Raw genomic sequence first — 22,118 nt, 5'->3', positions numbered from 1 at the left:
GGGATGACCTTCGATGCGAACGACGCCGCCAGGGGCGTCGACGGGATCCGGCGCGAGATCCTCACCTGGGACGAGTTCGGCGACGCCGCGAGGGCTCTCGCCGGCGACGTGCTCCGGTCGGGCTTCCGGCCCGATGTCGTGATCGCGATCGCCAGGGGCGGGCTGCTCCTCGCGGGCGCCGTCTCGTACGCACTCGGCACCAAGGCGTGCGGCTCGATCAACGTGGAGTTCTACTCGGGCATCGACGAGCGCCTGCCCGAGCCGGTGCTGCATCCGCCGATGCTCGACGCCCCCGCGCTCGGCGGCAAGCGCGTGCTCCTCGTCGATGACGTCTCCGACTCCGGCCGCACGCTCGCTAAGGTCGTCGCCATCATCCGCGACGAGGGCGCCGAGGTGCGCACCGCGACGCTCTACACGAAGTCGCACACGGTGCTCGAGCCCGACTACGACCACCGGCGCACCGACGACTGGATCGTGTTCCCGTGGTCGGCGCTGCCGCCCGTCGACCTCGCGGAGGGTGCCGCGTGAGCGTGCACCTGGTGGGCGGTGGTTGGCAGGAGGAGCCCGACGGCGCCGCATTTGCGGCGTTCGTCGGCGACGGCGGCCTGCGCGTGGCCGGGCACGGCAGCGTCTGGCGGGCGCTCCCCGCGGAGTCGGGTGTGCTCGTGTCGACGATCGGCGCCTGACGTGGCGAAGACCCTCGACGAGCTCGCCGCCGACGGCCTCATCGACCCGGGCTGGGCGCGCGCCCTCGCGCCCGTCGGGGCGGGGATCGCCGCGCTCGGCGACTTCCTCCGCGCCGAGACGGCGGCAGGCCGCGGCTACCTGCCGAGCGGCGACCGGGTGCTGCGGGCGTTCGGCGCGCCGCTCGACGGCGTGCGGGTGCTCATCGTGGGCCAGGACCCGTACCCGACGCCGGGGCATCCGATCGGCCTCTCCTTCGCCGTCGACCCGCACGTGCGGCCGGTGCCGCGCAGCCTCGCGAACATCTACCGCGAGCTCGCCGACGACCTCGGCATCGCGCCGCCCGCGCACGGCGACCTCACGCACTGGAGCCGGAACGGCATCATGCTGCTGAACCGGGTGCTCACGGTGCAGCCGGGCCTGCCGGCATCGCACCGGGGGCGCGGCTGGGAGCACGTGACCGACCACGCAATCCGCACGCTGGTGGCGCGCGGCACGCCGCTCGTGGCGATCCTGTGGGGGCGCGACGCCCAGGGCCTCAGGCCGCTGCTGGGTGACACGCCGGTCATCGAGTCGGCGCACCCGAGCCCGCTCTCGGCCAGTCGCGGGTTCTTCGGGTCGCGGCCGTTCAGCCGGGCGAACGCGATGCTGGTGGCGCAGGGCGGCGAGCCGGTGGACTGGAGCCTGCCGGACTGACATCCGGATGCAACACGCCCGGAGTAATCTGGAGGGATGCTCGAGGAGGAATACCAGGAGCGGCGCGTGCTGCCCCGTCACCTGCGCAAGCCCGAGCCGGCCGAGGCGCCGTTCGAGTTCTCGATCCGCGACGCCCGGCTCCCCGACATGCCTGCGGTGCGCGAGATCTACAACTACTACGTCGCGAACTCAACGGTCACGTTCGATGAGGATGCGATGACCCTTCGCGAGTGGAGGGCGAAGTTCTCCTACCTCCAGAAGCTCGGCATGCCCTTCCTCGTGGCCGAGTCGCCGTCGGGGCAGATCCTCGGCTATGCGCTCGTGTCGCCGTGGAAGCAGAAGCGCGCCTACCGGTACACGGTCGAGAACTCGATCTACCTCGGGCCCGCGGCGGCGGGCAAGGGGCTCGGGCGGGCGCTCCTCGCCGAGCTCATCGCCCGCGTGAAGGCCGCAGGGCTCAAGGAGATGATCGCCGTCATCGCCGACCAGGGCGCCGAGGCGTCGATCGCATTGCACGAGAAGTTCGGGTTCGAGGAGATCGGCCGCATGGGCCGGGTCGGCTTCAAGTTCGAGCGCTGGCTCGGCACCGTGCTGCTGCAGAAGTCGCTGAAGTAGCTGAGCGGATGCCGCGAGCCGGCCGGTGGGGCGGGGCGCGCGTGTCCGACGCACGCGAGCCGGCTCAGAGCACCACGTACAGCTCGAGCTCCGCCGCGATGAGCGCGGTCACCGTCGAGGCGAGGCCCGTGGCCAGGAGCAGTCCCGGATGCGCGAGGCCGATGACGACCCGACGGAGCGCGGGAGCGCCGGCGAAGAGGGTCGCCGGCACCTCGCTCGCCTCGGGCGCCTCCCGCCAGCCGCGCAGCCGGCCGAGGAACCACACGCAGCGCACGATGAGCGCGCCCCAGAGAACGGCGACGACCGCAGGCGTGAGCGCTGCCATCAGGTCGAACCCGATGCTCGCGACCTCCTCGTCGTCGCCCTCGGCCGCGAGTTGGATCGACGTGGAGATCACGGCGCCCAGCACGACCGACGCCGACCAGGCCATGAACGCGAGCACGAGCGTGAGGTAGCGCACGAAGAAGTGCCCGAACACCGTGGTGCGATCGTGCAGGTGATCGCGCGGAGTGACGCTCAGCACGATGATCGTGGCGGCGAGGCTGGGCGCCACGAGCACGAGCACGAGGATCGACCACGCGAGGGTCGGCCAGTCGAGGATGCCGGCGACCACGATGAGCGCCGTGAACACCGTCGCCCAGGCGGCGCCCCAGACGAGCGGATGCCTCACGACCGACGCCGTGGCGGACGCCCCGATCGACGCCCGGGTCGACGGTCCTCGGCTGCCACGAGCACGCATGCCCTCACCATAGCGATCGGGACGCGCCTTCGACCGTATGCTCGGAGGATGACCGAGCTGCACGAGTACACGGCCCTCGAGCTCCACCAGCTGTTGCAGCGGCGCGACGTGTCGCCGGTCGAGGTCGCCCGCCACTACCTCGACCGCATCGAGCGGCTCGACGGCGCGATCGGCGCGTTCGCCACGGTGACGCCCGACGCAGCGATCAACCGCGCGCGGTTCGTGGAGGAGCACGTGGCCACCGCCGCCCCGCTGTGGGGCATGCCGCTCGCCGACAAGGACCTGCACCGGCGCGCAGGGGTGCCCACCCGGTTGGGCTCTCGTGCGTTCGCCGATTTCGTGCCCGACGAGTCCGACGAGCTCGTGCGTGCGGTCGACGACGCGGGAGCCGTGAGCCTCGGCAAGAGCGCGACGCCGGAGTTCGGGCTGCCGTCGTACACGGAGGGCCTCGCCGGGCCGCCGACCCGCAACCCATGGGACCCGTCGCTCGGTGCGGGCGGCTCCAGCGGGGGGGCGGCGGCGGCCGTGGCATCCGGGATGCTGCCGTTCGCGCCGGGATCCGACGGCGGCGGGTCGATCCGCATCCCGGCGGCGGCGTGCGGCCTCGTCGGCCTCAAGCCGTCTCGGGGCCGCGTGCCGGCCGGACCCGGGCTCGCGAGCCTCGCCGGCCTCGGCGTCGTGGGACCGATCGCGCGCAACGTCGCCGACGCCGCGCTCCTCCTCGATGGGATCATCGCGCCGACCGGATACCCCGCCGCTCACCGATTCGCCGTGCGCGCGCCGGGCGACGACGGCCCGTACCTCGGAGCGGCGATCCGCGGCGAGGGGCGTTTCCAGCTCGGCGTCGTGACCGACACGCCGTGGGACGACGCCTACGAGATCACCATCGCGCCCGAGGCGCACGCCGCGCTGGAGCGGGCGATCTCGGCGTTCGACGCGCTCGGCCACGGCGTCGAGGCGATCGCGCCGGCGCCCGAGCCGGGGTATCCCGCGGCGTTCCGCACCATCTGGCAGGCCGGCGCGGCGACGATCGACGTCGACGGCGAGGCGGAGGCGCTGCTCGAGCCGCTCACGCGGTGGCTCATGCTGCGGGGGCGGTCGTTGCCGGCCCGGCAGCTCGCCGAGGCACTCGCGTGGCTCGCGGGCTTCGAGGAGCGCGTCATCCGCCGGTTCGCGGCGTTCGATGCGGTGCTGACGCCCGCCCTCGCGCTCACGCCGCCGCCGGTGGGCCGGTACGACCAGGAGGACGGCGAGCGGAACTTCGCCCAGCAGGTGCAGGTGACGCCGTTCACGTCGTTCGTCAACGTCGCGGGGCTTCCGGCCATCACGGTGCCCGTCGACGAGACTGCGGGCGGCGTGCCGATGGGCGTGCAGCTCATCGGCCGGCCGGGCGGCGAGGCGACGCTCTTCGCGCTCGCGGCACAGCTGGAGCGTCGCGTGCGACGAGGGCACCGGCATCCGCCGAACTGGTGACTCCGGGGTCCGGGCTGCGCCACTTCCGCAGCCAACGCGCCACGACGGATGGCGCAGAACCGCCGGAAGTGGCGCACGGGCGGCACCGACGTCAGCGATGGCACCGCCGTATTCGCTGAGCTCCGGGCAGCTCGACCGGCTGACCCGGGGCTCTCCACGCTCCCGCGCCACGTCCGCGCCCGGTGCGCCAGTTCAACTGGCGCACCGGGCGCGGAACTGGCGCGCCGAGGGGCATCGAAGGGCCGGGATGCCGCAGCCGCGCGCGTTCGGGCCGTTCGGCGTCTCAGCGAGGCGTGCCGGGCTTCCGCACCGGCCGCCCGCGGCCGACGTAGCCGCCGGCCTCCAGTCCCGCCTCGATCTCGAAGCGGTTCCGCAGGGGATCGAACCCCGACGCGAAGTAGAGCAACGGGAAGAGCATCCCGTACTTGCGCCATTGCGCCCGGTGCACCGCCTCGTGGCCGAGCACGACGTCGCCGGCGTTGCGCTCGGTGAGGTAGCAGCCGCCCACGCACGAGCCGCCCCGCCCGAACGTCCACTTCGGCATGCCCGTGAACACGATGAGCCCCTGGCGCACCGCGATCGGCCCGGTGCTCCACAGGAAGCCCCAGGTGAAGCCCACGAGGGTCGCCCACCAGTACCCCGCGCGGCTGATGGGCGAGTCGGTGAGGCGGATCCGGAGCATCCGGTCGCTCACGCGGCGGCCTCGGGCCGCCCGAGGTCCTCGAGCAGCCGCAGCCAGACCTCGCTCATGGTCGGGAAGGCGGGCACCGCGTGCCAGAGCCGGTCGACGGGGACCTCGCCGACGATCGCGGTCGTCGCGGCGTGCAGCAGCTCGGCGACGTCCTGGCCGACGAAGGTCGCGCCGACGACGACCCCTCGCCCGGCGTCGACCACGAGACGCGCACGTCCCTCGTAGCCGTCGGCGAGGATGCCGGCGCCGCTCGCCGACTCCATGGCGACGTCGCCGATGCGCACCTCGATGCCCGCTCGGCGGGCCGCGGCCTCGGTGAGTCCGACCGCGACGCACTCTGGCTCGGCGAACACGACCTGCGGCACGGCGGCGTGGTCGGCCGTCGCGGCGTGCACGCCCCACGGCGACGCGTCGACGCGAGTGCCCTTCGCCCGGGCGGCGATCACGTCGCCCGCCGCGCGGCCCTGGTACTTGCCCTGATGGGTGAGGAGTGCCCGATGGTTGACGTCGCCGGTGGCGTACAGCCAGTCGCCGTCGCCCGTGGCCCCGTGCACGAGCATGGTCTCGTCGACGTCGAGCCAGGCGCCGGGCTCGAGGTCCACGGTGTCGAGCCCGATCCTTCGGGTGCGGGGCGTGCGTCCGGTCGCGACGAGTACCTCGTCGGCCGTCACGCTCGATTCGTCGTCGAGCGTGATGACCACCTCGCCCTGCTCGGTGCGCTCGACCTTCGTCGGCTCGACACCGAGCCGCACGGATGCCCCGAGCCCGCGCAGCCCGGCCGCGACGGCCTCGCCGGCGAAGGGCTCGAAGCCGCCGAGCAGGCGGCTGCGCACGAGCAGGGTGACCTCGGTGCCGAAGCCCGCGTACGCGGTCGCCATCTCGGTCGCCACGACGCCGCCGCCGATGATCGCGAGGCGGGCGGGCGGATCCTTCGCGCTCGTCGCGTCGCGGCTCGTCCATGGGCGGGCCTCGACGAGTCCGGGAATGGGCGGCACGACCGGATCGGAGCCCGTGGAGACCACGACCGCATGACGGGCGACGAGCGTCACCTCCGTGCCGTCGGATCGTTCCACCACGACGCGTCGGGGCCCGTCGAGGCGGCCGGAGCCGCGCTCGAGCTCGATGCCCACGCTGTCGAGCCAGCCGACCGCGCCCGTGTCGGTCCAGTCCGACACCCAGTAGTCGCGTCGGCGAAGCACCGCCGCCACGTCGAGCGATCCCGTGATCGCCTCGGCCGCGCCGGACACGCGCCGAGCCGCCCGCAATGCGGCCGCGCTGCGGAGCAGGGTCTTCGACGGGATGCACGCCCAGTACGAGCACTCGCCGCCGACGAGCTCGCGCTCGACGATCACGGTCTCAAGGCCCCCCGCGCGGGTGCGGTCGGCCACGTTCTCGCCGACGGGGCCGCCGCCCAGGACGATGACGTCCACCTCGCGTTCCATGTGTCTCCTCTCGGTCGGGTGCCTGCGTCAGATCGCATCGGCCTGGCGCGCTGCGTTCTCGCGCGCCGCCCGCTCGCCGGCAGTGAGCGCGCCGACGAGCCGGAGGATCGTGGGAAGGTCATTGCTCGCGGCGTCGCCGGAGCCCGGTGCGAAACCCGCGATCGCGGCGCCGGCGAGCGGGAAGTGCGCGGCCACCGCGCGGAGCAGCGCCGCGAGGGCGGCGGCATCGACCCCGAACGGCATCGGGTACGAGAGGCCCGCGAGCGCCGACGGGTCGAGCACGTCGAGGTCGACGTGCACGAACACGTTCGCGGCCCCGGTCCGCTCGAGTGCGCCGATGACGACCGTCGGATCCGAGAGATCGTCCACCGTGAGCACCGTGATGCCGTGCTCGTCGATGAAGCGCTGCTCCCCGTCGTCGACGGCGCGGATGCCCCCGAGCACGAGGCGAGCCGGGTCCACGCGCGTCGTCTCGTCGAGCGCGAGCCCCTCGGCGCCCTCGCCCGCGATCGCACGGAGCGTCATGCCGCCGAACCCGCCCGACGGCGACGACTCCGGGGTGTTCAGGTCAGGATGCGCATCGAGCCACAGTACGGCCAGGTCGCCGCCCGTGCGCCGTGATGCGTGCGCGACCGCGGCGAGCGATGCGCTGCAGTCGCCGCCGATCGTGAGCGCCCAGTCGGGCACGCCCGCGAGGGCCTCCTCGGTGCGCTCGCGCACGCGCCGCAGCGCGCTGTACCGGCGAACGCCGGTACCGAGGGAGTCCCCGGCCTCGACCGGCACCTCCACGATGAGGGTGGAAGCGGATGGGAGATCGCCCTGGATGGCAATCGCCCCGTCGGCATGGCTCATCGCGCGAGCGGACACGGAACCCTGCCAGAGGGGGACGACGACGAAGGTTGCGGGCATGGCTCTCAGTATCGCGCCCGATGCCGCTGCGGTCGAGCGCGCCGGGGACTTGCGCAGGTGTCCGATCACGCATGCACGCGGCATGCGATTCTCATGCCATGGCGAATCTGCACGTGAAGGACCTGCCCGACCCACTGCACGAGGCCCTGCGCCGGCGGGCACCGGCCGAGCGCGTGTCGCTCAGCCAACTCGTCACGGGCATGATCGAGCGAGAGCTCCGAATCCCGGCCAGCGTCGAGCGCATCGCCGACGCCGTCTACGTGGCTGCGGCGAACGCGCTCGACTGCCTATCGGTGACCACGGACGCACGGCTCGGCCGTTCCGGCGCCGTGCGCACGCTCCTGCCGGCCCGACTCGCCGGTCGAGCCGTCAGGAACCTCGCGATCAGACGACGGATGCCGCGACCAATGACGTGGGTCGCGGCATCCGTCACCGACCGAGGGTCAGCCCGAGATGGCGCTCTGCGAGGAGCCGCCGGCCTTGAGCGCGGCCAGGCGGGCGTCGACCTCGGTCAGCTCACCGAGGTCGTCGAGCTCGTTGAACTGCGCGTCGAGACTGGATGCCGCGAGCTCGGCCTGCCCGCGGACGACGGCCTCCTCACGGCGGATCTTGTCCTCGAAGCGCCCGATCTCGCTCGTCGGGTCGAGCACGTCGACGGACTTGATCGCATCGTGCACCTGCTTCTGAGCCTGGGCCGTCTTGGAACGCGCGATGAGCTCGGACCGCTTGTTCTGCAGCTGGACGAGCTTCTCCTTCATGCCGTTCAGCCCGGCCTTGAGCTTCTCGACCACCTCGGTCTGCGCGGCGATCTGCGGTTCGGCCGACCGAGCCTCGTTCTCGGATGAGATCTGGCGGCTCAGGGCGACTTTCGCGAGGCTGTCGAACTTGTCGGCGTCGGCGGTGTCGCCGGCCGCGCGCAGCTCGTCGCCCTTGCGGCTCGCGGCCAGGGCCTTCTCGCCCCACTCGCGTGCCGCCTCGACGTCTTCGCGGTGGTCGTCCTCGAGGAGGCGCAGGTTGCCGATCGTCTCGGCGATCGCGGCCTCCGCGTCGGCGATCGAGTTGGTGAAGTCGCGCACCATCTGGTCGAGCATCAGCTGCGGATCCTCGGCCTGGTCGATGAGGGCGTTGATGTTCGCCCTCAGGAGTTGCGAGATGCGGCCGAAGATGGACTGCTTCGTCATGGTGGTTCCTTTCGTGGTGATCGGTGATCGTCAGGTCGTGGTGGGTCCTTCTCAGCGCTCAGAATCGCCCTCCGCCCCCGCGGCGGGAGCGCGTGCCCGAGCCGCCGAAGCTGCCCGGGGAGCGCCGGCCACCGCCGCCGAAACCGCCGCCGAAGCCGCCGGTCCGGCGGCCGCCTCCGCCGAAGCCGCCTCCTCCGCCGAAGCCGCCTCCTCCGCCGCCGAGCACGGAGTTGATGAGGATGCCGCCGAGCACCGCGCCGAACAGGTCGCCGCCTCCGCCTCCGCTTCCGCCGACCGTGGGCGTGCCGAAGCCGCCGCCCATGCCGGCATTGAACCCGCCTACGTCCTGCTGGGCGAGCGAGAGCGCGGTGCGGGCGAGCGATTCGGCGCGTTGGGCGGTCGCGAGCGCGCCGGCCGGGTCGGTCGGCGCGGCCCCCTCGGCCTCGACGAGCAGGCGTCCGGCCTCGGCCAGCCGCGTGCGCGCCTCGGCGCCCACGCCCCCGCGCCGCGCGACGAGGTAGTCCTCAGCAGCCTGCACCTGGGCGCGGGCTGCGGTGAGCGAGCGTCCGAGCTGGGCCTCGGCGCGGGCGCGCTGCTCGGCGGCGTCGCGCGCGCCGGCGATGGCCGCGTCGATCTCGGCGTTCACCTGCTCGAGGCGGGCCTGCGCCGCGAGCGGGTCGCGCGCGGGCGCTGCGATCGCGGCACGCAACTGCGCGGCCTCGGCGGCCACGCGCTCGGCGAGCTGGGCCACGGCGGCGGCTCCGAACCCGCGTGCCGTCTGCACGTCGCGTTCGAGGTCGGCGACCCCGGCGGCGACCGCCCGGTCGGCGGCGGCGAGGTCGGCGGCGAGCCGGTCGATGGCGTCGCCGAGGAGCCGAGCCTGGTCGCCGGCCTCCTCGGCCGCGCGGATCTCGACGGCGGAGTCGCCGGCACGCCCTGCGGCCAGCGCGGCGGCAGCCTCATCGAGGGCACCGCGCGCGAACGTCAGGCGCGCCTCGGCCTGCGCCGGGTTGTCGGCGACGGATGCGATGGCGGATGCCGCGTACTGCGACGTGAGGGCGGCGAGGCGCTCGGCCGCAGGCGCGACGGTGGCCTGTGCCGCCTCGACCTCGGCGCGCACGCGCTCGAGCTCGGCCGGCGCGTTGCGTTCGAGGGAGCGGAGCTCGTCGAAGCGCTCGGCCTGCTCGTCGAGGAGCGTGTCGGCCTCGCCGGCGAGCCGGATGATGCCGCCGTACCAGGCGCGCCGCTCCTCCTCGCTGTCGGGCTCGGCGTCGTCGAGCTGCTGCTGCAGGGTGAAGGCCTCGGCGAGCTTCGCCTTCGCGCCGTCGAGCGCCGTGCGGAAGTCGGCGGTCGCCTCGTCGCCGTAGGAGGCGACCGCGAAGGCGAGCTCCTCCTCGCTCGTCTTCACGGCGTCATCGGCCGCGACGAGTGCGCTCCCGGCCTCGCGACGGAGCTCCTCGACCGAGGGCGGCGGCGGACCCTGCTCGGCCTCGGGTCGCTTCTTCCGCCGGCGGGCAAGCACGATGGCGACGATCGCGACAACGACGGCCGCGATGACGACGAACCACACCCAGCCCCAGCCGCCGCCCCCTCCGGCGCCGCCCGATCCGCCGCCCAGGAACTCGGCGGCCGCGATGGCGGCGCCGGCCCAGTCCTCGTCGCGGAGGCGCGGCTCGATGACCTCCAGCTGAAGGCGATCGAGCTCCTCGTCCGACAGTGAGGCCTCGCCGTCCGCCGAGAGGTAGAAGGCGCGACCGTCGACGGCCACGGCGAGCAGGTAGTCCTCCGCGCCCATGTTGTTGGCGATCGCGGTGTCGTTCGCCCAGCTGTCGGCGGCCTCGGGGTTCGTGAACTCGTCGACATAGGCGACGAACAGCTGCCTCCCGCTCTGGTCGGCGGCCCGGTCGATGGCCTCGATGACCTCGTCGGTGCGGCCTCCGAGTGCGCCGACCGTGTCGACGACGGGCGACGATCCGAACTCGACGGGGTCCTCGGCCCACGCGACGGTCGGTGCCGCGACGCCGAGCACCGCCCCCAGTGCGATCGCCAGAATCACCGAGCTGCCACGAACGGATGCCATGCACCAGTGCCTTTCCCCCGGCCGAGCGAACGCCTCCGAGTCTATGCGGCGGGCGGATGCCGCGTCCACGTGGCCGGGGCGCGGGGCGGTCTCGGAGTCAGCCGACCGTGAACGGGGCGAGCGGGGAGACGAGGTACACGGTGCTCGCACCGTCTGCGTCGGTGAAGGGGACGACGGCGCCCAGCCCGTATTCGCCGGGCTCGAGCGCGGGCACGTCGGGTGGCAGCGGTTCGCCCGGTTCGTCGGCTTCGGTGCAGTCCTTCGTCTCGAACTCCGCCTCGAGCGACATGGACGTGCCGGGCGCGATGCTGACCTGGATGGCCGGGGTGTCGTCGCCGGGACCCGAGTGCCAGACGGTGACGCCGTCGTCCGCGATCGTGACGGGAATACTCGCCGCGATCTTGCCCGAAACGACGTCGTCGCCCGTGTTCGTCACCGTGATCACGACGGTCGCCGCGGAGCCTCGGGCAACACGGCCCGCGGGCGGGGCGACCGTGACGGCGAGCGGGCTCGACGTGGCATCCGTCGGCGCAACGACCGGTGCACCGCAGCGGTTCACGAGGTGCGGCGCGACGAGCCGCGAGCCCGCCGCGTCGTCGAGCGTGCCGTTCCCTGCCGACTCGGGGGAGGCGGCGCCGGAGTCCGCCGACTCGAGGGCGACCTGGCCGTCGGTCGCGGTGGGACCGGAGATCCCCTGGAGCCCGAACACGAGCCCCGTGACGGCGAGCACGCCCGCGACGGCGCCGACACCGCTCACGAGCGCCGTGCGACGGCTGCGCCTCGCGGCCCGGCTGCGCCGCAGCACCTCGTCGACGTCGATCGCGTTCGGCGCTGCGGCATCCGCCGCCCGCTTCAACTGCTCCCCGAGCCCGCGGGGGCCGTTCGGGTCAGGAGCCGACATGGCTGCCTCCGCTCCGCGCGGCGCGCGCGCCCGCAGGATCGATCGAGGAGGAGAGGGCCCGTAGCCCATCGCTGAGGTACCGCTTGACGGCGCCGGAGCTGATGCCGAGCACCTGTGCCACGTCGTCGACCGTGAGGTCCTCGTAGTACCGCAGCACGATGCACGCGGCCTGGCGCGGCGCCAGTCGGCGGATCCGCTCGATGAGGTCGAGCCGCTCGTCGGTGGCCGACGCGGGGGAGTCGACCGCGGCCGGCTCCACGGCGAGGTGGCGCACGTTGCGCCAGGTGCCGTCGCGTCGCGACCGGTCGATGACCGCGTTCAGGATGGCGCGCCGCACGTAGGCCTCCGCCCTGGGCAGCGTCATGCCGAGCCTCGGCGTGCCGAACGTGCGCACGAGCGCGTCCTGCACGAGGTCGGCGGCGTCGTCGACGCTGCCCGTGAGCAGGTACGCGTAGCGGCTCAACGCGTCGCCGCGCTCGACGACGAGCCGTGTCGCCACCTCGTCCCACGACCGGGCCACCCGTGCTCCTCCCGACGGCGGCGATTCCGCCGTCATCCTTTCAGACGAGCGGCACGGCCGTTTCGTTGGGGAGAGCCAAGCCCGCGGGTTCAGGAGGCCGCTCGCAGCCGTCTCGAAACCCGCCTTGCGGAAGCCCGGATCCGAGACGCGTCGGCTCCGCCGGCGCTCCCCGACCCGCGGACGGCGGACGCGGCGCGACCCGGAAACGGAACGAGCCGGATCCTCAGCGAGCTGACCGGATCCGGCTCATCACAACGTGCCCCCGGAGGGATTCGAACCCCCGACCTACGGTACCGGAAACCGGCGCTCTATCCCCTGAGCTACGGAGGCGCACAGTTGGAAAGACTACCACTGCGCACCCTCCGCTCCGCACACCGGCCGGTGCGCAACCGGCGAGGCCGGTCACGCCCACGTCACGCTCGCGACGGTGTCGAGGAGCTCGTCGCGGACCTTCCCGGCGAGCAGCAGGCGGGCCCCGCGCAGCACCGGATCGCGGTCGACGCCGGTGGCCACCACCTCGGGGCTCCAACGGCTGATGCGGCGGATGACCCGGCCCACCTCGGCCGCGAATGCGGGGCCACCGAGGCTCGCCGATGGGCCCGCCAGCACGAGGCGGCCCGGGTCGAGGATCGCCAGGAGCGGGAGCGCGACGTGAGCCGCGCGTTCGGCGAGGGCATGGAACACCTGTTCGCGCGCCGCGTGGGCGTCATGGCCCTCGAGTGCCGCGCGCGTCGCGTGATACCCGCTCGCCTCGATGCCGTACTGCTTCGCGAGCAGCGCCACCGCGCGGCCGCCGACGAGGTCCTGCACGGTCCGCGCTCCGGGATCGATCGCGTTCGCCTCGACCGACAGCGGCAGGAAGCCGATCTCCCCGGCGCCGCCGAAGCTGCCGCGGTGCAGGTCGCCGGTCACGTCGAAGGACGCACCCACGCCGTTGCCGAGCCACAGCAGCACGAAGACGTCGCTGTCGGCTCCCGCTCCGTGCTCGCGCTCGGCCAGTGCGGCGAGGTTCACGTCGTTCTCGATGTGCACGGTGCGGCCGAGCTCGGTCTCGAGGATGCGGCGCGGCCCTCGCACGGGCCAGCCGGGCAGCGTCTCGCTGAACAGCTCGCCGGTCTCGCCGGGGTCGACGTACCCGGGGATGCCGATGCACACCGAGTGCACCTCGGCGGGATCGGTGCCGGCCGCGGCGCTCGCCCCGGCGATCGCCCGCGTCACCTCGTCGACCGCCGAGCGCTCGGTCGGGTCGCGCGGCAGGTCGAAGCGCACGATCGGCCGCTCGCCGCCGGTCGCGTCGACGACGGTCGCGCGCAGCTCGAAGGCGTCGAGGTCGAGGGCGACGCCGAGCGGGCGGTCGGTGCGGGCGGCGTACACGACGGCGCTACGGCCGGCCGCGCCCGACGTGCGGCCGCGCTCCTCGATCACCCCGGCCGCGAGGAGCCGGGACATCATCTGCGAGGCCGTGGGCTTGGAGACCCCGACCAGCTCGCAGATGCGGTTGCGGGTCAGGGGCCCGTGCTCGAGCAGCACCGCGAGTCCGGCGCGGTCGTTCACGGCACCGAGCCAGGAGGGCGTGCCCGTCGCGGAGTTGGCCGTCACCGTCGTCGTCCGATCAGGCGGCCGGCAGGTTCTGGAGCACGGACTCCACGAGCTGCTGCGCGTCGCCGGGCTCGAAGAGCGCGGGGGAGTGCACCACGATCCAGTACGGGCCACTGAACACCTGCGCCTCGCCCGAACCGCCCGCCTGGTCGAAGTAGCCCTCGACCTCCGGGGGCGTGCCATAGGTCGGCACGGGCGTGCTCGTCAGCGCCGCGTCGTTCCGCCGCGCCTCGCCGGCCTGCTCGTTCGGCGTGGCGACGGCGATCTCGATGACCTCGCCGCTCGTCTGGTTGAGGTAGCCGCACGCGGTGCCCGCGTCCTCTTCGACCGCGATGACGACCGCGTCGGCCTGCGGCTCGTAGCCGGGGTCGGCGCCGAAGTTCGGGTTGAACGCGTAGAGCTGGTCGGCCGTGATGAGCGCGTCGCACGCGACCTCGAACGGAACCGGCGGCTCCGCCGTCTCGGTCGGCTCGGGCACGGCCGTCGAACCGGGTGTCGCCGGTGCCGTGGTCGCGGCGGCCGACGCGGTGGGTTCGGGCGTTGTGCCGGTGCATCCGGAGAGGAGGGCGATGGATGCTGCGGCAACGAGGACCGCGGAACGGGTCGTGGCGGGGCGGATCGGGCGCGGCATGTGACGAACCTTACCAATCGCGGCGGATAGGATTCGCGGGTGACTCCCGACGACCTCTCGCGTATCCTGTCCGACCTCGTGAACGGCATCGCCGAGCGGCGTCGGGCGGCCGGAGATGAGGTCTCCCTCGCGCTCACGGCCGACCAGGTGACGCTCGAGCGACCGAAACTCCGCGAGCACGGCGACTGGGCCTCGAGCATCGCCATGCGCGTGGCGAAGCCGCTCGGCACCAACCCGCGCGAGCTCGCCGCAGAGCTGGCCACCGCCCTCGGCGAGGTCGACGGCGTCGCGAGCGCCGAGGTCGCCGGCCCCGGCTTCATCAACATCCGGCTGGACGCCGCGGCGGCGGGCGCGCTCGCGAAGACCATCGTCGAGGCGGGCGCCGGGTACGGGCACAGCGACGCCCGCGCCGGCGACGTCATCAACCTCGAGTTCGTCTCGGCGAACCCCACCGGGCCCCTCCACATCGGCCACACCCGGTGGGCCGCGCTCGGCGACGCGATGAGCCGCGTGCTGCGGGCGGCGGGCGCCGAGGTCGCGAACGAGTACTACATCAACGACGCCGGCACCCAGATGGACAACTTCGGGGCATCGGTGCTCGCCGCCGCCAAGGGCGAGCCCACGCCCGAGAACGGCTACCCGGGCCGGTACATCGCCGACCTCGCGGCGCGCGTGCTCGAGCGCGAGCCGCACCTGCTCGAGCTGCCCAACGACGTCGCGCTGCACACGGCCAAGGAGATCGCCTACGAGCTGCAGCTCGCCGAGATCCGCGCGTCGCTCGAGCGGTTCAACGTGCACTTCGACGTGTGGACGAGCGAGCGCCGCCTGCAGGACCGCGGCGACGACGGGCTCTCCGACGTCGACACCGCCGTCGAGCGGCTGCGCGCGCAGGGTCACGTCTTCGATGAGGATGGCGCGGTCTGGGTGCGCACGACCGACTTCGGCGACGACAAGGACCGCGTGATCCGGCGCAGCAACGGCGAGTACACCTACTTCGCCGCCGATGCCGCCTACTACCTCGACAAGAGCGACCGCGGGTTCACGAAGAAGATCTACCTGCTGGGCGCCGACCACCACGGGTACATCCACCGGCTCAAGGCCCTCGCCGGAGCAGCCGGCGACGACCCCGAACGGGACATCCAGGTGTACATCGGCCAGCTCGTGAGCATCAACGGGGCGAAGCTCTCGAAGCGCGCGGGCAACATCATCGAGCTCGACGACCTGCAGGCCTGGCTCGGCACCGACGCGCTCCGCTACACCCTCGCGCGCTATCCGGCCGATTCGCCGCTCACCATCGACCCCGAGATCCTCACGCGCCGCACCAACGACAACCCGGTCTTCTACGTGCAGTACGCGCACGCACGCACGGCCGCGGTCGACCGCAACGCGGCATCCGTCGGGGTCGACCGCTCGACGTTCGCGCCCGAGTTGCTCACGCACGAGACGGAGTCGGCGCTCCTGGGGGGGCTGCAGGAGTTCCCGCGCATCGTCGCCCATGCCGCCGAGCTGCTCGAGCCGCACCGCGTCGCGCGCTACATCGAGGAGCTCGCCGGCCTCTACCACCGGTGGTACGACAACTGCCGCGTGCTGCCGCTCGGCGACGAGCCCGTCGGCGACCTGCACCGCACCCGCCTGTGGCTGAACGACGCGACCGGCCACGTGATCCGCAACGGCCTCGACCTGCTCGGCGTCTCGGCGCCCGAGCGCATGTGATGTCCACGCCGTCGGCTGTGCCGCCGCGCCGCCGCACCGGTCGCGTGTGGGGCACGCTCGCGGCGATCGTCGTCGCACTCGCGGCACTGCTCGTCGTGGCCGACGTCGTGGTGCGCGGCATCGCCGAAGACCGCTTCGGCGAGCAGGTGCGCGCCAGCCTCCCAGACGGCATCGACGGCGAGGTCGACGTCGAGATCGGCGGGTTCTCGGTCATCGCACAGTACCTCTCCGGCACCATGGACCGCGTCGAGCTCACCGCGCCCGAGCTCTCGGTGAACGGCACCCCGGTCGCGGTCGACGTGATCGGCGAGGGGGTGCCCGTCGATCTCGCGTCGCCGGTGCGGTCCGTGGTCGGCACGGTCACCGTCGACGAGGAGTCGCTCAACCGGCTGGTGTCGGTGCCGGGCGTCACCGGAGCCTTCACGCTCGGCGACGGCCTCGTCGGGTACGCGGGCACCATCGAGGTGCTCGGGTTCAGCCTCGACTACACGGCGACCGCCCGCCCGACGGCGGCCGGCGAGAGCGTGCTGCTCCTGCCCGAGGGCGTCGAGCTCACGTCAGGGGCCGGCATGGTCGACGTGTCGGTCGTCGTCGGCCGGCTGCTCGGCGACGACCCGCTCTCGATCTGCGTCGCCCAGTACCTGCCCGAGGGAGTCGAGGTGCACGACCTCGCGATCTCGCCCGGCACGGCGACCGTCGAGCTGCGTGCGCAGGGGCTCATGTTCGACGAGGCGAGCCTCGCCCGCGCCGGCAGCTGCGACTGATCGGCGCTCCGCGCGCGCGTGCCGCGGGGGACGGGGGGCGGCGGCGACCAGGCGCGCACGGATGGCTGCCACCCACCGACGTTCGCGGGTTCCCGAGGCAGGGAGGGATATCGACCCGAAGTCGTCGCGAAGATCGGCACGAGTTGAGGTCATCCGCACCGATGGGAGGAACGCGCGGTGCGGATGACCTCAACTCGGCAGCCGCACCGGTGGCGGAAGCGGGCCCTCGCGGTGGCGTGCCGCGAGACGTCACCGATTCGGCCCGCCCGCGACGCCTCGGTAGACTCGGGGAGGCCGCCCCACAAGGGCGGCACGCAGCAGGCTTCAGGAACCGATCCGGGTTCGCTCGCCGCGAGCGACCCGTCGACCCGCTACGTCCCGTGAGGTTTCCCCGTGGCATCCACCGAAGCAGTACCCGGATGGCTCCGCGTTCCCGATGACGCCAACGCGCTCGCCCCGGAGGTCTGGCCCGCGGGCGCGCACCGCGACGCCGCCGGTCGGCTGGTCGTCGGTGGCGCGACGGCGACCTCGCTCGCCGAGCGGTACGGCACGCCGCTCTACGTCGTGGACGAGGCCGATGCGCGAGCCCGCGCGGCACGGATCCGCACCGCATTCGAGCGGGCCGCGGCATCCGTCGGCACGACCGTGACCGTCTACTACGCCGGCAAGGCGTTCCTCTCCGGCGCGATCGTGCGCTGGGTCAGCGAGGCAGGCCTCGGCGTCGACGTCGCCACAGGTGGCGAACTCGCGGTCGCGCTCGCCGGGGGCGCCGACCCCGCCCGCATCGGCTTCCACGGCAACAACAAGTCGATCGCCGAGATCGAGCGCGGCGTCGCCGCGGGCGTCGGGTCGATCATCATCGACAGCGAGGCAGAGATCGAACGGGTGGCGGATGCCGCGGCCTGCGCCGGCCGCATCCAGCCCGTGCGGCTCCGCGTGAACAGCGGCGTGCACGCCTCGACGCACGAGTTCCTCGCCACCGCCCACGAGGACCAGAAGTTCGGCGTCTCCCTCGAGCGCGCCGTGGAGCTCGGCATCCGCATCCGCGCGCACGCGTCGCTCGACTTCCTCGGACTGCACTGCCACATCGGCTCGCAGATCTTCGACTCCGCCGGGTTCGCCGAGTCCGCCGAGCGGCTGCTCGCGGCGCACGCCGAACTCGCCCGGCTCGCGCCCGTGCCCGAACTCAACCTCGGCGGCGGATTCGGGATCGCGTACACGTCGGCCGACGAGCCCACGCCCATCGAGGAGATCGCCCGCGGCATCGCCGAGGCCGTCGCCGCGGCCTGCCGTTCGCACGGCGTGCCCGTGCCGAGGCTCGCCTTCGAGCCCGGGCGCTCGATCATCGGCCCGGCCGGGGTCACGCTCTACACGGTCGGAACGGTGAAGCCCGTGCCCATCGAGGGCGGGTGGCGCCACTACGTCTCGGTCGACGGCGGCATGAGCGACAACCTCCGCACCGCGCTGTACGGCGCCGACTACACGGCCCGCATCGCGTCTCGGGTGTCGGATGCGCCGCCGGCGCTCATGCGCATCGTCGGCAAGCACTGCGAGTCGGGCGACATCGTGGTGGACGCCGACTACCTGCCGCACGACATCGAGCCTGGCGACGTCGTCGCCGTGGCGGCGACCGGCGCCTACTGCTGGTCGCTCGCGAACAACTACAACCACGTGCCGCGGCCGCCCGTCGTCGCCGTGCGCGACGGCGTCGCACGCGTGATCGTGCGCGGCGAGACCGAGTCCGACCTGCTCGCGCGCGACGCCGGACTCGACGCGGCCCCGCGCGACGCCGGAGGGGCATCCGCGGCATCCGGTCATACCGACGCATCCGAGTCCGCAGGAGGGCCCACCGCATGATCGAGTACCGCACCATCCGCGTGGGCCTCCTCGGCGCCGGGTCGGTGGGCTCGCAGGTGGCGAGGCTGCTGCTCGAGCACTCCGAGGAGCTCGCGCAGCGGGTCGGTGCGCGCATCGAGCTCGTCGGCATCGCCGTGCGGGACCCCTCGGCACGACGCGAGGTCGACCTGCCCGCCGAGCTCCTCACGACCGACGCCGAGGGGCTCATCCTCGGCAGCGACATCGTGATCGAGCTGATGGGCGGCATCGAGCCGGCGCGCACGCTCGTGCTCAAGGCGATCGCGTCGGGCGCCGACGTCGTCACGGGCAACAAGGCCCTCCTCGCCATCCATGGCCCCGAGCTCTTCGCGGCGGCCGAGCAGGTCGGCGCGCAGCTGTCGTACGAGGCGGCCGTCGGCGGCGCGATCCCGATCATCCGGCCGCTCCGGGAGAGCCTCGCGGGTGACCGCATCAACCGCATCCTCGGCATCGTGAACGGGACCACGAACTTCATCCTCGACCGCATGGACGAGACGGGGGCGTCGCTCGAGGACGCCCTCGCGACCGCGACCGAGCTCGGCTACGCCGAGGCCGACCCGACCGCCGACATCGGCGGCTACGACGCCGCGCAGAAGGCGGCGATCCTCGCCAGTCTCGCGTTCCACACGAGCGTGCCCGTCGAGGCCGTGCATCGCGAGGGCATCACCGGCGTGAGTGCCGACCAGGTCGAGTCCGCCAAGCGCGCCGGCTTCGTCGTGAAGCTCCTCGCGATCAGCGAGCGGCTCGTCGACGACGAGACCGGCGAGGAGGGCGTCTCGGCGCGCGTCTACCCCGCACTCGTGCCGCGGAGTCATCCGCTCGCCGCCGTGCACGGCGCCAACAACGCCGTCTTCGTCGAGGCTGCGGCGGCCGGGCCGCTCATGTTCTACGGCGCCGGCGCCGGGGGAGTGCAGACCGCGTCGGCCGTGCTCGGCGACCTCGTCGCGATCGCCCGCCGCCACGTCATCGGCGGCCCCGGCACGGCGGAGTCGACGCACGCCGAGCTGCCTGTGCTCGACATCGGCCGCATCACGACGCGCTATGCCATCACGCTCGAGGTGGCCGACGAGCCGGGCGTGCTCGAGCAGATCGCCCGCGTCTTCGCCCAGCACGGCGTCTCGGTCGAGCAGCTCCAGCAGACCGTGAGCGGCGCGGCCGAGCGGGCTACGCTGGTGATCGGGACGCATGAGGCGAAGGAGTCCGCGCTCGCCGAGACCGTCGCCGCCCTCGCCGAGAGTCCAGTCGTCGCATCCGTCGCATCCGTCCTCCGAGTCGAAGGAGCAGTGTGAACCAGCCCACCCACAAGGCCTCCTCACGCCAGTGGCGCGGCGTCATCCGCGAATACGCCGACCGGCTGGACGTGACGGATGCCACGCCCATCGTCACCCTCGGCGAGGGCGGCACCCCGCTCCTGCCCGCGCCGGCGCTGTCGCGCCGCACCGGCGCCGACGTGTGGGTGAAGTTCGAGGGCATGAATCCCACCGGCTCGTTCAAGGATCGCGGCATGACGCTGGCCGTCACGAAGGCCGTCGAGCACGGCGCGAAGGTCGTGATCGCCGCCTCCACCGGCAACACGTCGGCGTCGGCCGCGGCCTACGCCGCCCACGCGGGCATCACGGCCGCGGTGCTCGTACCCGAGGGCAGGATCGCCATGGGCAAGCTCAGCCAGGCCATTGCGCACAACGCGAAGCTCCTCCAGGTGCAGGGCAACTTCGATGACTGCCTCGACCTCGCGCGCGAGCTCGCGGCCACCTACCCGGTGCACCTCGTGAACTCGGTGAACAACGACCGCATCGAGGGCCAGAAGACTGCGGCGTTCGAGGTCGTCGAGGTGCTCGGCGACGCGCCCGACCTCCACTTCATCCCCGTCGGCAACGCCGGCAACTACACGGCCTACACGCGCGGCTACCGCGAGGACGTCGCAGCGGGCAATGCCACGCGGATGCCGCGGATGTTCGGCTTCCAGGCGTCCGGCTCCGCGCCCATCGTGCGCGGCGAGCCCGTCAAGAACCCCGAGACCATCGCGAGCGCCATCCGCATCGGCAACCCCGCCTCGTGGGAGCTCGCGCTGCAGGCGCGCGACGAGACCGACGGCTACTTCGGCGCGATCGACGATGACAAGATCCTCGAGGCGCAGCGCATCCTCTCGACCGAGGTCGGCATCTTCGTCGAGCCCGCGTCGGCCATCTCGGTCGCGGGCCTGCTCGAGCGCTCGGCCGCGGGAGCCGTGCCGTCCGGCGCGCGCGTCGTGCTGACGGTCACGGGTCACGGGCTGAAGGACCCCCAGTGGGCGCTCCGCCTCCCGGACGGCAGCGAGGTGAAGCCGACCGTCGTGCCGGTCGACGTGGTCGCCATCGCCCAGGTGCTGGGGCTCTCGGCATGACCGCCGCGACCGCCGCTGCGGGTTCGCTGGCCGAGTCGCTCGTGGGTCGGGCGGTGCACGTCAAGGTGCCCGCGACGAGCGCGAACCTCGGCCCGGGGTTCGACACGCTCGGTCTCGCGCTCGCCCAATACGACGACCTCGACGTCGAGGCCACCGACGCCGCCGACCACCACATCGAGGTGCACGGCGTCGGCGAGGGCGAGGTGCCGCTCGACGAGTCGCACCTCGTCGTGCGCGCCATAGCGCACACCTTCGCGCGCGCCGGCGTTCCCCTGCCGAAGCTCCGTCTCGTCGCACACAACTCGATCCCGCACGGCCGCGGCCTCGGATCCTCGGGCGCCGCGATCGTGGCGGGCGTCATGGCCGCGAAGGGCCTGCTCGCGGGCATCGTGGAATTCACCCCCGACGAGCTGCTCGAGCTCGCGACCGAGCTGGAGGGACATCCCGACAACGTCGCACCCGCGCTCTTCGGCGGACTCACCATCGCGTGGGTGACGCCCGAAGGCCCGAGGCACAAGAAGCTCATCGTGCATCGCGGCGTCTCCCCGCTCGTGCTCGTGCCCGAGCATGAGATGTCGACGGCGCTCGCGCGTTCGCTGCAGCCCGAATCGGTGCCGCACGAGGACGCCGTGTTCAATGTGTCCCGCTCGGCGCTGCTCATCGCGGCGCTCATCCAGAGCCCCGAGCTGCTGCTCGCGGCCACGGAGGACAAGCTCCACCAGCACTACCGCGCCAAGGCGATGCCCGAGACCGATCGCCTCATCCGGGTGCTGCGGGCGGCGGGGCATCCGGCGGTCGTGTCCGGGGCGGGTCCGTCGATCCTCGTGCTCGCGAGCGACCCGAGCGAGCGGGCCGATGCGATCCGCCTCGTCGAGGAGTCCGCCGACACGGCGTGGCAGGCGCTGCCGCTCGCCGTGGACTTCCTGGGGTCGACGGTGACCGACGCCTCGCGCTGACCGGCCATCCTCGGCCGGGCCATAGCGTCATACGCCGCTCCGGGCGCGTCGCGCGCATGGACCCCCTTCGGTTCGGTGTTAGAATTGCAAACGCACCCGGCGGGCGACGCATCAGTACCGCATCATCCGGCCGCATCGTGCACTTCCCGCAATTCATTGCCTACGCTCTCGCGCATGTCTGCGCCACCGCGCACGGACATCGCTCGTGCCAGCGATCAGCTCTCCTGGGTCGCATCTCTCGCGACCAGGGGAAAGGAACATACCCA

The 22,118-nt window shown here is 73.0% G+C and carries 21 protein-coding genes and 1 tRNA gene; 11 read left to right on the top strand and 11 right to left on the bottom strand.

The annotated features are described in order from the left end of the window. The first annotated feature begins 3 nt into the window (after positions 1-3). Genes IEX31_RS02830 through IEX31_RS02815 form a run of 4 tightly spaced genes read left to right on the top strand, consistent with a single transcriptional unit; the run spans position 4 to position 1,995 of the window. Positions 4-528: a phosphoribosyltransferase gene (locus tag IEX31_RS02830; RefSeq protein ID WP_188741926.1), complete on the top strand. Its 525-nt coding sequence runs from the start codon at positions 4-6 to the stop codon at positions 526-528. Beyond that, on the top strand, positions 525-686 hold the full coding sequence (locus IEX31_RS02825; protein ID WP_188741925.1) for a hypothetical protein: 162 nt from the start codon (positions 525-527) through the stop codon (positions 684-686). Before IEX31_RS02830 ends, IEX31_RS02825 begins: the two co-directional genes overlap by 4 nt. A gap of 1 nt (position 687) precedes the next feature. After that, positions 688-1,380 (top strand): uracil-DNA glycosylase, encoded by a 693-nt coding sequence (locus IEX31_RS02820; protein ID WP_188741924.1) that lies wholly within the window; start codon positions 688-690, stop codon positions 1,378-1,380. A gap of 36 nt (positions 1,381-1,416) precedes the next feature. After that, on the top strand, positions 1,417-1,995 hold the full coding sequence (locus tag IEX31_RS02815) for a GNAT family N-acetyltransferase (protein WP_188741923.1): 579 nt from the start codon (positions 1,417-1,419) through the stop codon (positions 1,993-1,995). A 64-nt stretch (positions 1,996-2,059) separates the two neighbouring features. Here IEX31_RS02815 and IEX31_RS02810 read toward each other — a convergent pair whose 3' ends face one another. Then, entirely contained in the window at positions 2,060-2,665 is a 606-nt protein-coding gene (locus tag IEX31_RS02810) for a hypothetical protein (protein WP_188741922.1), read from the bottom strand. 117 nt (positions 2,666-2,782) lie between these two features. Here IEX31_RS02810 and IEX31_RS02805 point away from each other — a divergent pair, with 117 nt between their 5' ends. After that, positions 2,783-4,207, top strand: coding sequence for an amidase (locus tag IEX31_RS02805; protein ID WP_188741921.1), 1,425 nt, complete (start codon positions 2,783-2,785; stop codon positions 4,205-4,207). A 283-nt stretch (positions 4,208-4,490) separates the two neighbouring features. On the opposite strand, the gene IEX31_RS02800 is transcribed toward IEX31_RS02805, so the two are convergent. The 10 genes from IEX31_RS02800 to IEX31_RS02755 all read right to left on the bottom strand — a co-directional run bounded on the left by IEX31_RS02800 (position 4,491) and on the right by IEX31_RS02755 (position 14,161). Continuing rightward, on the bottom strand, positions 4,491-4,889 hold the full coding sequence (locus IEX31_RS02800) for a Fe-S oxidoreductase (protein ID WP_188742112.1): 399 nt from the start codon (positions 4,887-4,889) through the stop codon (positions 4,491-4,493). A gap of 8 nt (positions 4,890-4,897) precedes the next feature. Further along, positions 4,898-6,340 (bottom strand): dihydrolipoyl dehydrogenase family protein, encoded by a 1,443-nt coding sequence (locus tag IEX31_RS02795; RefSeq protein ID WP_188741920.1) that lies wholly within the window; start codon positions 6,338-6,340, stop codon positions 4,898-4,900. 27 nt (positions 6,341-6,367) lie between these two features. Further along, positions 6,368-7,249: an arginase family protein gene (locus IEX31_RS02790; protein WP_188741919.1), complete on the bottom strand. Its 882-nt coding sequence runs from the start codon at positions 7,247-7,249 to the stop codon at positions 6,368-6,370. A gap of 443 nt (positions 7,250-7,692) precedes the next feature. Beyond that, entirely contained in the window at positions 7,693-8,430 is a 738-nt protein-coding gene (locus tag IEX31_RS02785; protein ID WP_188741918.1) for a PspA/IM30 family protein, read from the bottom strand. Positions 8,431-8,488: 58 nt separating this feature from the next. Next, entirely contained in the window at positions 8,489-10,510 is a 2,022-nt protein-coding gene (locus tag IEX31_RS19220) for a TPM domain-containing protein (protein WP_188741917.1), read from the bottom strand. Between the two features lie 97 nt (positions 10,511-10,607). Then, positions 10,608-11,411, bottom strand: a complete 804-nt coding sequence (locus IEX31_RS02775; protein WP_188741916.1) for a hypothetical protein — start codon at positions 11,409-11,411, stop codon at positions 10,608-10,610. Next, positions 11,398-11,931, bottom strand: a complete 534-nt coding sequence (locus IEX31_RS02770) for a sigma-70 family RNA polymerase sigma factor (RefSeq protein ID WP_229662065.1) — start codon at positions 11,929-11,931, stop codon at positions 11,398-11,400. Before IEX31_RS02770 ends, IEX31_RS02775 begins: the two co-directional genes overlap by 14 nt. 257 nt (positions 11,932-12,188) lie before the next feature. Beyond that, positions 12,189-12,261: transfer RNA gene (locus IEX31_RS02765), tRNA-Arg, on the bottom strand. 72 nt (positions 12,262-12,333) lie between these two features. Further along, entirely contained in the window at positions 12,334-13,530 is a 1,197-nt protein-coding gene (locus IEX31_RS02760) for an ROK family transcriptional regulator (protein WP_188741914.1), read from the bottom strand. 13 nt (positions 13,531-13,543) lie between these two features. Beyond that, positions 13,544-14,161: an iron ABC transporter ATP-binding protein gene (locus IEX31_RS02755; RefSeq protein ID WP_188741913.1), complete on the bottom strand. Its 618-nt coding sequence runs from the start codon at positions 14,159-14,161 to the stop codon at positions 13,544-13,546. Positions 14,162-14,200: 39 nt separating this feature from the next. On the opposite strand from IEX31_RS02755, the gene IEX31_RS02750 reads away from it, so the two are divergent. The 6 genes from IEX31_RS02750 to thrB all read left to right on the top strand — a co-directional run bounded on the left by IEX31_RS02750 (position 14,201) and on the right by thrB (position 21,852). After that, positions 14,201-15,874, top strand: coding sequence for an arginine--tRNA ligase (locus IEX31_RS02750; protein ID WP_188741912.1), 1,674 nt, complete (start codon positions 14,201-14,203; stop codon positions 15,872-15,874). Next, entirely contained in the window at positions 15,874-16,638 is a 765-nt protein-coding gene (locus tag IEX31_RS02745) for an LmeA family phospholipid-binding protein (RefSeq protein ID WP_188741911.1), read from the top strand. Before IEX31_RS02750 ends, IEX31_RS02745 begins: the two co-directional genes overlap by 1 nt. Before the next feature lie 393 nt (positions 16,639-17,031). Next, a complete protein-coding gene (lysA, locus tag IEX31_RS02740) occupies positions 17,032-18,495 on the top strand; it encodes a diaminopimelate decarboxylase (protein WP_188741910.1) in 1,464 nt (487 codons plus the stop codon). Beyond that, on the top strand, positions 18,492-19,802 hold the full coding sequence (locus tag IEX31_RS02735; RefSeq protein WP_188741909.1) for a homoserine dehydrogenase: 1,311 nt from the start codon (positions 18,492-18,494) through the stop codon (positions 19,800-19,802). Before lysA ends, IEX31_RS02735 begins: the two co-directional genes overlap by 4 nt. Next, on the top strand, positions 19,799-20,896 hold the full coding sequence (thrC, locus tag IEX31_RS02730) for a threonine synthase (RefSeq protein ID WP_188741908.1): 1,098 nt from the start codon (positions 19,799-19,801) through the stop codon (positions 20,894-20,896). The genes IEX31_RS02735 and thrC overlap by 4 nt, the downstream gene beginning before the upstream one ends. Beyond that, entirely contained in the window at positions 20,893-21,852 is a 960-nt protein-coding gene (gene thrB / locus IEX31_RS02725; protein WP_188741907.1) for a homoserine kinase, read from the top strand. The genes thrC and thrB overlap by 4 nt, the downstream gene beginning before the upstream one ends. Positions 21,853-22,118: the final 266 nt, after the last annotated feature.

It is taken from the genome of Agromyces bauzanensis (assembly GCF_014645655.1).
Classification (GTDB): domain Bacteria; phylum Actinomycetota; class Actinomycetes; order Actinomycetales; family Microbacteriaceae; genus Agromyces; species Agromyces bauzanensis.
The sequence above is the reverse complement of the archived record's forward strand: the minus strand, read 5'-3'. Positions and strand labels throughout refer to the sequence as shown.